This is a genomic window from Streptomyces sp. NPDC031121, assembly GCF_055570615.1.
This window is the reverse complement of the sequence record NZ_JBVIGV010000001.1, coordinates 63951-74410: the sequence shown is the minus strand read 5'-3', so window position 1 is coordinate 74410 and position 10460 is coordinate 63951. Positions and strand designations below refer to the sequence as shown.

Genomic DNA, 10460 nt, shown 5'->3' with positions numbered 1-10460 from the left:
CTCCCCTCCCCCCCCCACCCACCCACCCCCCCCCCCCCCCCCCCCCCCCCCCCCCCCCCCCCCCCCCCCCGTACGCTTCCGCGGTGCCGCCCGGCGGCGCCGCGAGGCGGCAGCTACGCCTTGCTGAGGATCTCGCGCGCCAGCTTGGCGGTCTCGGTCGGCGTCTTGCCGACCTTGACGCCGGCGGCCTCGAGGGCCTCCTTCTTGGCCTGCGCGGTGCCGGAGGAGCCGGAGACGATGGCGCCGGCGTGGCCCATGGTCTTGCCCTCGGGGGCGGTGAAGCCCGCGACGTAGCCGACGACCGGCTTGGTCACGTTCGCCTTGATGAAGTCGGCCGCGCGCTCCTCGGCGTCGCCGCCGATCTCGCCGATCATGACGATGAGCTCGGTCTCCGGGTCGGCCTCGAAGGCCTCCAGGGCGTCGATGTGCGTGGTGCCGATGACCGGGTCGCCACCGATGCCGACGGCGGAGGTGAAGCCGATGTCGCGCAGCTCGTACATCATCTGGTAGGTCAGCGTGCCGGACTTCGACACGAGACCGATCTTGCCGGGCTTGGTGATGTCGCCCGGGATGATGCCGGCGTTGGACTGGCCGGGAGTGATCAGACCCGGGCAGTTCGGGCCGATGATGCGGGTCTTGTTGCCCTTGGCGGTCGCGTACGCCCAGAAGGCGGCGGAGTCGTGCACCGCGATGCCCTCGGTGATGACGACGGCCAGCGGGATCTCGGCGTCGATGGCCTCGACGACGGCGGCCTTGGCGAAGGCCGGCGGGACGAAGAGGACGGAGACGTTCGCGCCCGTCTTCTCCATCGCCTCGGCGACCGAGCCGAAGACCGGGACCTCGGTGCCGTCGAAGTCGACGGAGGTGCCGGCCTTGCGCGGGTTCACACCGCCGACGATGTTCGTGCCGTCGGCGAGCATCAGCTTGGTGTGCTTCATGCCCGTGGCACCGGTCATGCCCTGGACGATGACCTTGCTGTCCTTGTTGAGGAAGATAGCCATGGTGAGTCTGTGACCTCGTCCCTTTACTTCGCAGCCGCAGCGAGCTCGGCGGCCTTGTCGGCCGCGCCGTCCATGGTGTCCACGCGCTGCACCAGCGGGTGGTTGGCGTCCGAGAGGATCTTGCGACCGAGCTCGGCGTTGTTGCCGTCGAGGCGGACGACGAGCGGCTTGGTGACCTCTTCGCCCTTGTCCTTGAGCAGCTGGAGGGCCTGGACGATGCCGTTGGCGACCTCGTCGCAGGCGGTGATGCCGCCGAAGACGTTGACGAAGACGGACTTGACGTCCGGGTCGCCGAGGATGATCTCGAGACCGTTGGCCATGACCGCGGCGGAGGCGCCGCCGCCGATGTCCAGGAAGTTGGCGGGCTTGACGCCGCCGTGGTTCTCACCGGCGTACGCGACGACGTCGAGGGTGCTCATGACGAGGCCCGCGCCGTTGCCGATGATGCCGACCTCGCCGTCGAGCTTGACGTAGTTGAGGCCCTTCTCCTTGGCCGCGGCCTCCAGCGGGTTGGCGGCGGCCTTGTCGACGAGCTCCTCGTGGGACGGCTGGCGGAACTCCGCGTTCTCGTCCAGGGAGACCTTGCCGTCGAGGGCGATGACCTCGCCGGACGCGACCTTGGCGAGCGGGTTGACCTCGACGAGGAGCGCGTCCTCCGCGACGAAGGTCTTCCACAGGGTGACCAGGACCTCGGCGACCTTCTCGGCGACCTCGGCCGGGAACTGCGCCAGGGCGACGATCTCGCGGGCCTTCTCGATGGAGACGCCCTCGTTGGCGTTCACCGGGACCTTGGCGAGCTTCTCGGGGGTCGTCGCGGCGACCTCCTCGATGTCCATGCCGCCCGCGACCGAGGCCATGGCCAGGAAGGTGCGGTTGGTGCGGTCGAGCAGGTAGGAGACGTAGTACTCCTCGAGGATCTCGGGAGCGGTCTCCGCGATCATCACCTTGTGGACCGTGTGGCCCTTGATGTCCATGCCCAGGATGTCCGTCGCGCGGGCGACGGCCTCGTCCGGGGTGGCGGCGAGCTTGACGCCGCCGGCCTTGCCGCGGCCGCCGACCTTCACCTGCGCCTTGACGACCGACTTGCCGCCCAGCCGCTCGGTGGCCTCGCGAGCCGCCTCAGGCGTGTCGATGACTTCACCGGCCAGCACCGGTACACCGTGCTTGGCGAAGAGGTCCCTCGCCTGGTACTCGAACAGGTCCACGCGCGTCCGTCCCTTGTCTTCAAAGATTCGCAGTGATTCGCGGTTGTCTGCGTGGGCGTGCCGCGGAGGGCAACGTGACGGCTCTGTCACAAGGGAGGCGCACACGGTGACCGTGGACGCGGCATGTCCGTCTCGCAGGTTATCCCCGGGACACCTGCCGCCCTAAATCGCAGATCACACCGGCGCGGTGATTCCCCTCACAGATCGGCCGACCGGTGAGCTGCGAATTCGTGCGATCTGACCATTTACCGCCGGCGGTACGGGCTCCCGGTCAGGGCGCGGGCAGCGGCCTCCCCTCGATCGCCGCGGCCATCACCTCGGGGAACAGGTCGGGCGTGCAGGCGAAGGCGGGCACGCCGAGCGCGGCGAGGGCCGCCGCCTGCTCCCGGTCGTGGGCGGGGGCGCCCTCGTCGGACAGGGCCAGCAGCGCCACGAACGCGGTCCCGGCCGCCCGCATCGCGGCGACCCGCTTGACCATCTCGCCGCGTATGCCGCCCTCGTGCAGGTCGCTGATCAGGACGACGACGGTGTCGGCGGGCCGGGTGATCCGGGACTGGCAGTAGGCCAGGGCCCGGTTGATGTCCGTGCCGCCGCCGAGCTGCGCGGCGAACAGGACGTCCACCGGGTCGTCGATGCGGTCCGTCAGGTCGGCGACCGAGGTGTCGAAGGCGACGAGCCGGGTGGAGAGCGACCGCATGGAGGCCAGGACGGCGCCGAAGACGGAGGCGTAGACGACCGAGGGGGCCATGGACCCGGACTGGTCGATGCAGAGGACGACCTCCTTCCGCACGGAGTGCGCCGACCGGCCGTACCCGACGAGCCGCTCGGGGACCACGGTGCGCTGCTCGGGCAGGTAGTTCTTCAGGTTCGCGCGTATGGTGCGGCCCCAGTCGATGTCGGCGCGGCGCGGGCGGGCGGTGCGGGCCGAGCGGTCGAGGGCGCCGGTGACGGCGGACCGCGTGCGGGAGCCGAGCCGCTCCTCCAGCTGCCGGACGACGCCGCGGACGACGGCCCGCGCCGTCTCGCGGGTCGTCTCCGGCATGGCCGCGCTCAGGGACAGCAGGGTGCCGGCAAGGTGCACGTCCGGTTCGAGGGCCTCCAGCATCTCCGGCTCCAGCAGCAGCGCGGACAGCCCGAGGCGGTCGATGGCGTCGCGCTGCATCACCTGCACGACGGGGGCGGGGAAGTACCGGCGGATGTCGCCCAGCCAGCGGGCCACGGCCGGCGCGGAGCCCCCGAGCCCGCCGGACCGCTCCCCCGCCGCCCGCCGGGAGCCGCCGTTTCCGGCGCTGCCGGCGCTGCCGGCGCTGCTGTCGTACAGCACGCCCAGCGCATCGTCCATGGCCCGGTCCCGGCCGGCCAACACGCAGCCCGTGCCGTCGCCGCCGGTCCCGCCGAGCACGAGCCGCCACCGCCGCAGCCGCTCCCCCTCCGCCGCGGCACCTTCGGCACCGTCCGACTGCTTCATCCGCACCATCTCCCCGTCGTCGTCCGGCCGGCGCCCCGCCGCCCTGTCCCGTTCATCCGCGCCGTCCCCCCGTCGTCTTCCGGTCGGCGCCCCGCCGGCACGTCTCCGTCCCGCCGGCTTCCGGGTGCGCCGGGCCGTCGGCCGTGCGCGGCTGCGGGGCGGGCCGGTCGGCGGCTTCCAGCAGCAGGCGGGCCACGTCGGCCGCGGCGGCGGCGCGGATCGTGTCGAGTTCCGCGGCGAAGCCCTCCGGGGGTCCCCCGCCGGCCGCCGTGCGCCGGGCGCCGGGGCCGCGCCGGGCCAGGTCGCCGAGCGTCCGCCGCACCCCCGGCTCGTACGCCCCGAACGTCCTGCGCAGCATCGGCAGCACGTCCGTGAACGCGGCCGCCGGGACCGCGGCGAGCCAGGAGTCGACCAGGCCGAACAGCCGGTCGTCGTGGACGAGCAGCGTGCCGCCGCCGGCGCCGGAGCCGGCGAAGCCGTCGATCCAGCCGGCCGCGTCCGCGGGGGCGGCCGCCGGCGACAGCGCCAGCCCCATCAGCCGGGCCGCCTCCGGCGCGGGCAGCCGCCCTCCGTCGAGCAGCAGGCGGACCGCCCGGCCCCGTATCGCCCCGGGCACGGCGTCCCGGGCGCCCAGCGCGGCGAGGACCGCCGCCCAGCGCTCCCCCAGCTCCTCGTCGTCCAGCAGGCCGACCGCCCGGTGCACCGCCTCCACGTGCCCGCGCATCCCGGCTGCCGCATCGGCGTCGAGGCCGCCGGCGCAGGCGGGCGGCAGGGCGACGCAGATCCGCTCCGCGAGTCCGCGCGCCACCGCGCGGAGGGCCGGTGCAGCGGTGCCCCGGACGTCCCCGTACCGCAGGGCGCGGGCCAGCGCGGGCAGGGCCTGCGCCAGGCGGGCCGCGTCGGTGTCGAGGGCCGCCAGGTCGGCGAGGGCCCGCAGCACCTGCGGCAGCGCCTCGGGCAGCCCGGCCAGCAGGCACCGCTCCGCCAGCGCGGTCACCTCGGCGAGTTCCCGGGCGGCCGCCGCGTCCGCCGCGGCCCTGGCGGCGGCCGCGGCCTGGACGGTGGTGCCCCAGATGCCGGCCTCGGCCACCCGCACCGCCAGCTCCGGCTCCCAGCGCAGCCGCCACGCCTCGCGGAAGGTGCCGGTGCCGGGCCGGGAGGCCGCCGGGCAGCCCCAGCCGATGCCGAGCAGCCGCAGCCGGTGCAGCAGCAGCGACCGGGCCGCGTCCGTCGGCCCCCGCAGGTCGAGTTCCAGCTCCCGCTCCTGCGGCTCGGCCTTCAGCCGCAGCGAGCGCTGCTGCCGGGCGAGGTCCTGCTGCAGCGGCACCGCGGGCGCGCCGTCGGGGACCCGGCCGAGGACGTCGCCGACGGCCAGGCGGTCCTCGACGAGCGCCAGCGGCACGTCGGAGCCGTCGCACATCACCGCCCGGACGGCGTCCAGGGTCTCGGCGAGGCCGGGCCCGGGCCGGCCGCGCACCGCGGCGAGCGTGCCGACGAGCCGGACCGCCTCGATCACGTGCGCCGGGGAGACCGGCAGGTCCTCCTCCCGGAGCAGAGCGGCCGCCCTGGCCATCCAGCGCTCGACCGGACGGTCGGGGGCGGCGTCCAGGTGGGCGTACCAGCCGGGCGCTGCGACACCGGCGCCGTAGCCGCCGGTACGGGCGAGCCGCCGGTGCGTCCACGGCACCCAGGCTGTCTCGACCCTGGTCCTGGGCAGGCCGGCCAGCAGCCGCCTGTCGGCGGCGGCCGTGGCCGCGGCGCGCAGCGCCGGGACGTGCCAGGCGCCGCACACGACCGCGCAGCCGTCGCCGAACTCGCGGCGGGCGGCCCGGATCCGCTGCCGCATGTGGGCCTCGCGGACCAGGTCGCGGGGGCGGCCGCCGATCGTCCCCGAGGCGTCCTCCGGGTGGGCCTCGCGCAGTGCCGCCATGGCGTCGCCGAGCACCTCGAACGCGGCGAGCGGGTCGGCGGCGTCCGCGCCGGGTCCGCCGCGGTGCTCGACCGTGTCCTCCCACCAGCGCTCGGGGTCCCCGTACCCGGCGGCCGCGGCGAGCGCGCCGAGCGGGTCGGGCCGCGCGGCGCCGCCCGGCGGCTCCCCGGGCTCCGCATCGGCGGCGAGCGTGTGGGCGGCGGGCAGGTCGATGAACCGCACGGGGACGGGCGGCCGCTGCTCCTGCGCCCAGCGGATGGCGGCCCACTCCGGGGAGAACGCGGCCAGCGGCCAGAACACGGCCCGGCCGGGGTCGTCCGCGGCGTGCGAGAGCAGCGCGACGGGCGGCCGCATCGCCGGGTCTGCGGCGAACGGCAGCAGGGCGTCGCCTTCGGGCGGGCCCTCGACCAGCACGGCCGGCGGCCGGGCGGCGTCCAGGGCGGCCCGGACCGCGCGCGCCGAGCCGGGCCCGTGGTGGCGGACGCCCAGCAGTAGCGGCCCCCGCCGGGCGGGCGGGGCGGCCGGGCTCATGGCGCCACCTCCCTGCAGGCCCGGTAGAAGTCCTGCCAGCCGTCCCGCTCGCGGACCACGGCCTCCAGGTACTCCTGCCAGACGACCCGGTCGGCGGCCGGGTCCCGGACGACCGCGCCGAGGACGCCCGCGGCCACGTCGGACGGGCGCAGCACGCCGTCGCCGAAGTGGGCGGCGAGGGCCAGCCCGTGGGTGACGACAGAAATGGCCTCGGCGGTGGACAGGGTGCCGCTCGGGGTCTTCACCTTGGTGCGGCCGTCGCCGGTGACGCCCTCGCGCAGCTCGCGGAAGACGGTGACGACGCGGCGTATCTCCGCCAGCGCGTCGGGCGCGGGCGGCAGGTCGAGGGCGCGGCCCAGCTGGTCGACGCGGCGGGCGACGATGTCGACCTCGGCGTCGGCGGTGGCGGGCAGCGGCAGCACGACGGTGTTGAAGCGGCGGCGCAGCGCGCCGGACAGGTCGTTGACGCCGCGGTCGCGGTCGTTGGCGGTGGCGATGAGGTTGAAGCCGCGGACGGCCTGCACCTCCTGCCCCAGCTCCGGTATGGGCAGGGTCTTCTCGGACAGGATGGTGATCAGCGAGTCCTGGACGTCGGCCGGGATCCGGGTCAGCTCCTCGACGCGGACGGTCGCCCCCTCGGCCATGGCCCGCATGACCGGGCTGGGGACGAGGGCCTCGCGGCCGGGGCCGCGGGCGAGGAGGCGGGCGTAGTCCCAGCCGTAGCGGACGGCCTCCTCGGGGGTGCCGGCGGTGCCCTGGACGAGCAGGGTGGAGTTTCCGCTGACGGCGGCCGCGAGGTGCTCGGACACCCAGGTCTTGGCGGTGCCGGGGACGCCGAGCAGGAGCAGCGCGCGGTCGGTGGCGAGCGTGCTGACGGCGACCTCGACGATGCGGCGGGGGCCGACGTACTTCGGGGTGACGGCGGTGCCGTCGGCGAGGGTGCCGCCGAGGAGGTAGGTGGCGACCGCCCACGGGGAGAGCTTCCAGCGGGGCGGGCGGGGCCGGTCGTCGGCGGCGGCCAGGGCTTTCAGTTCGTGCGCGAAGGCGTCCTCGGCGTGCGGTCGCAGCGCCTGGGCGCCGGTGCCGTTCCCGTGCGTGTCCATCGTCCCCCTCCGATGTCCCGCAGCCGTCCGACGACTGCTGCACCCACGGTGCACCACGCCACTGACAACGGGCCTCCCACGCAGGGTTGTTGCAGGTCAGGGCGATTGTCAGTGCGGGTCCCTACGGTGGTTCCCATGACTGACCAACAGGTCCGCCACACCATGGAGCAGGTGCCGTCCCGTGCTCGTGACGCCCCGTCGGGGGCGCACGGCCCGGGGCGGGGGGAGGCAGGTCCGCAGACCCGGATCGGAGGTTCCGCTTCCGGTCGGGCTTCGGGGGCGCGAGCCGCGCCGGCGGACCCGGAGGCGGCGCGGCGCCGGGCCGAGCGGAGGGCGGCCCGGATCGGCGCCGGGGTCGCGGAGTTGGAGCAGCGCCTGGCCGACCTGGTCCGCGAGGGACTGGCCGGCCGGGAGCAGGCGGGACGGGCGGCCTGGGAGGAGACCGCGGCGCGCATGGTCGACGCCCAGGCGCCCGGGCTCGCGGCCCGGGTGAGGGAGTGGGGGGAGATACCCGGTTGCGGCCCCGGCTGGCCCGCCCGGATGCTGGAGGAGGGCGCGCTGCTGCACCTGCTGAACCGGGGATGGCTCGGTCTGGCAGGCCTGCCGCAGCCGCTCGCCGCGGTGGTACGGAGCAGGGTGGGGCTCCCGGACACCGCCGCGGAGGGGGAGGCCGTACGGGACCGCTGGCTGGTGCTGGCCCAGTACGACTCGGTGTCGCCGGACGGCCGGCTCACCACCCGCCGGACATGGCTGCGCGGGACGGTGGGCGGGCGACCGGCCCTGGTCCTGGACTTCGGTCCGCCGGGGCGGCCGCCGCGGCTCGCGCTGCCGGTCGGACGGGTGGTGGAGGCGGAGGCCCGCTTCCGCCCCGGGACGGCGGGACTGCGCGCGGACCTCCCGGAGGGGTGCGGCGCGGGGGCGCCGTGCCTGCAGGCCCCGGAGGGGGTCGGCACCGGGGCGGCGCTCGACGCGTACGGGGCCGCGCTGCGGGAGGACCCGTGGCTTGAGTCCTGGCCGGTCGTGCTGGGCCCCGTGGTCCCGGTACCGGGCGAACGGGGCTGGCAGCTGGCCGACGCCGAAGGCGGCGGCGCCCTGCCGGTCGCCTCCGGCGGGGACCGGCCGCAGGCCGGGCTGTGGCAGCTGGCCGCCCTGTCGGGCGGCGGGCCGGTCACCGTCTTCGGCGAATGCGGACACCGCGGTTTCACACCGCTCACGGCCTGGGAGCCCGGCTGCCCGCAGCCGGTCGCCCTGACCGGCTGAGGGGGCCGGGGCCGGGGCTGCACCAGGGGAGGGAGCACGGGCGCGGGGGCGTCCGTGTGCAAGGACGACAAGCCGGGGGGCTCGGTCATGAACGACAACCACGCCAGCTGAAAGGCCGGATACGACGACGACAGGCCGCTCCGGTCCCGCGGAGGGGGCGGGACCGGAGCACGGAACACCGAGAGGGAGGGGGCACGATGACCGCCACGGCCGGGGAGGGGCGCCACGGGGAGGCCGCGGAGGCCTGGGCGGACCGGGGGGATCGGGGGGATCGGGGGGATTGGGGGGATTGGGGGGAGCTGGTCGGGGCGGCGCTGCTCGGCACCGGGCGGCGCGGCGGCAGCCCGCACGAGCTGCTCGACGCGGCGGCCGTGCACACGCTGCGCCGCCGCGCCGGGCTCCGGCCCGCCGCGGCGGCGCCCCGGCCGCAACCCGCACCGGCGGATCCGCGGCCGGAGCCGCCGGAGCCCGCCCGGCAGCGGCTCGCCCAGCTGCTGGCCGGCCGGGCGGGAGCGGGCGCCGGATCCGGGCGGCGGGGGACCGCACCGGACCTGGCGGAACTGCTGCCGCAGTGGCTGGCGGCGGCCGGCCGGCACGGCTACCGGGCGCCCGCCGCGCTGCTGCCCGCGCTGCTCGACGCGGCCCGGGCCCGCAGCGACCTGCGGCCGCATGCCCTGGCCCTGGCCGGACCGCGCGGAACGTGGCTGGCCGGGCTCAACCCCGACTGGCGGTTCGCGCTGCGCGGCGGGGCGGGCGGGGGGCTGCCCGACCCGGAGGACGCCGCCGCGGTACGGCAGTTGTGGCAGGAGGGGCTGTTCGCGGAGCGGGCGGGCCTGCTGGGCGCCGTACGGGCCCGCGATCCCGCCGCGGCGGTCCGGCTGCTGTCGTCGACCTGGGCCGCCGAGCGCGCCGAGGACCGGCTGATGTTCCTGGACTCGCTGCGGGTCGGGCTGTCCGCCGGCGACGAGCCGTTCCTGGAGGCAGCCCTGGACGACCGGAGCCGCAACGTCCGGGCGACCGCCGCGGAGCTGCTGTCGGCGCTTCCGCAGTCCGCGCTGGCCCTGCGGATGGCCCGGCGGGCGCTCGCCTGCGTCGGGCCGCAGGGCGTGGCCCCGCCGGCCGGGTGCGACGCGGGCATGCTGCGCGACGGAGTCGCCGAACGGCCGCCCGCCGGGCGCGGCGAGCGCTCCTGGTGGCTGGGCCAGCTGGTGGAGGCGGCGCCGCTGTCCTGCTGGCGGGACCGCTTCGGGGGGCTGGACGCCGCCGCGATCGTGGCCCTGCCGATGCCCGGCGGCGAGGCCTGGGCCGAGGAGCTGCACGCGGCGTGGTGCCGGGCGGCGGTCCGGCAGCGGGATCCGGAGTGGGCGGCGGCGCTGCTGGGCTCGCCGGCCGCGCCGACCGCGACCGCGCCGGGCACGGCCTCGCTCGCCGAGCGGGCCCGGCTGCTGTCGGTCCTGCCGGAGGGGGAACGGGCCGGGTGGGTGGCCCGGTTCGTCGGCGCGCACGGGCTGTCCGAGGCGTTCCAGCTGCTCGGGGCGTGCGTCGTGCCGTGGGCGGGGCCGCTCGGCCGGGCCGTGGTCGACGCGCTCGACGCGGCGCGGGAGGCGGGCGGCTACCCGTGGAGCTTCAGCGGAGTGATGGGGCTGGCGGAGCGCTGCCTCGACCCGGCCGAGGCGGACCGGCTGCAGTCCCTCACCGCCGCCGCGGAGCCGGCGGACGCCGGTGGGGCCGCGGGCGCCGGCGCGTACTGGGCCGAGGCGTTCCAGCGGCTGACGGCCACCCTGCGGCTGCGCGCGGCGATGCTCGCCGAACTCGCCCCGGAGCCCGCCGTGTGACGCGCCGACACCCGGGCGGCGGGGGGGGGGGGGGGGGGGGTTGGGGGGGGGGGGGGGGGAGGGGGGGGGGGGGGGGGGGGGGGGGGGGGGGGGGGGGGAGGGGCAGGCCGCCGCCTTGGAGGTGCTT

The 10460-nt window shown here is 76.8% G+C and carries 7 protein-coding genes; 2 read left to right on the top strand and 5 right to left on the bottom strand.

What is annotated here, in order from left to right; translation table 11 throughout:
* Nucleotides 1-113 precede the first annotated feature (113 nt).
* The 5 genes from sucD to ACZ462_RS00290 form a co-directional block, all read right to left on the bottom strand.
* Nucleotides 114-1001: a succinate--CoA ligase subunit alpha gene (gene sucD / locus ACZ462_RS00310; RefSeq protein ID WP_467809830.1), complete on the bottom strand. Its 888-nt coding sequence runs from the start codon at nucleotides 999-1001 to the stop codon at nucleotides 114-116.
* Nucleotides 1002-1024: 23 nt separating this feature from the next.
* Complete coding sequence (gene sucC / locus ACZ462_RS00305; protein ID WP_114053805.1) at nucleotides 1025-2206, bottom strand: ADP-forming succinate--CoA ligase subunit beta; 1182 nt, start codon at nucleotides 2204-2206, stop codon at nucleotides 1025-1027.
* Nucleotides 2207-2477: 271 nt separating this feature from the next.
* Nucleotides 2478-3674, bottom strand: coding sequence for a VWA domain-containing protein (locus ACZ462_RS00300; protein WP_467809832.1), 1197 nt, complete (start codon nucleotides 3672-3674; stop codon nucleotides 2478-2480).
* A gap of 52 nt (nucleotides 3675-3726) precedes the next feature.
* Nucleotides 3727-6135, bottom strand: a complete 2409-nt coding sequence (locus ACZ462_RS00295) for a DUF5682 family protein (protein WP_467809833.1) — start codon at nucleotides 6133-6135, stop codon at nucleotides 3727-3729.
* Complete coding sequence (locus tag ACZ462_RS00290) at nucleotides 6132-7238, bottom strand: ATP-binding protein (RefSeq protein ID WP_467809835.1); 1107 nt, start codon at nucleotides 7236-7238, stop codon at nucleotides 6132-6134. The genes ACZ462_RS00295 and ACZ462_RS00290 overlap by 4 nt, the downstream gene beginning before the upstream one ends.
* 135 nt (nucleotides 7239-7373) lie before the next feature.
* On the opposite strand from ACZ462_RS00290, the gene ACZ462_RS00285 reads away from it, so the two are divergent.
* Nucleotides 7374-8498, top strand: a complete 1125-nt coding sequence (locus ACZ462_RS00285) for a hypothetical protein (protein WP_467809836.1) — start codon at nucleotides 7374-7376, stop codon at nucleotides 8496-8498.
* A 197-nt stretch (nucleotides 8499-8695) separates the two neighbouring features.
* Nucleotides 8696-10333: a DUF5691 domain-containing protein gene (locus ACZ462_RS00280; protein ID WP_467809837.1), complete on the top strand. Its 1638-nt coding sequence runs from the start codon at nucleotides 8696-8698 to the stop codon at nucleotides 10331-10333.
* Nucleotides 10334-10460: the final 127 nt, after the last annotated feature.

What these genes read in the sequence shown, in the direction of transcription:
- sucD (WP_467809830.1), bottom strand. Translation starts at nt 1,001, where the DNA reads ATGGCTATCTTCCTCAACAAGGACAGCAAGGTCATCGTCCAGGGCATG.
- ACZ462_RS00300 (WP_467809832.1), bottom strand. Translation starts at nt 3,674, where the DNA reads ATGAAGCAGTCGGACGGTGCCGAAGGTGCCGCGGCGGAGGGGGAGCGG.
- ACZ462_RS00295 (WP_467809833.1), bottom strand. Translation starts at nt 6,135, where the DNA reads ATGAGCCCGGCCGCCCCGCCCGCCCGGCGGGGGCCGCTACTGCTGGGC.
- ACZ462_RS00290 (WP_467809835.1), bottom strand. Translation starts at nt 7,238, where the DNA reads ATGGACACGCACGGGAACGGCACCGGCGCCCAGGCGCTGCGACCGCAC.
- ACZ462_RS00285 (WP_467809836.1), top strand. Translation starts at nt 7,374, where the DNA reads ATGACTGACCAACAGGTCCGCCACACCATGGAGCAGGTGCCGTCCCGT.
- ACZ462_RS00280 (WP_467809837.1), top strand. Translation starts at nt 8,696, where the DNA reads ATGACCGCCACGGCCGGGGAGGGGCGCCACGGGGAGGCCGCGGAGGCC.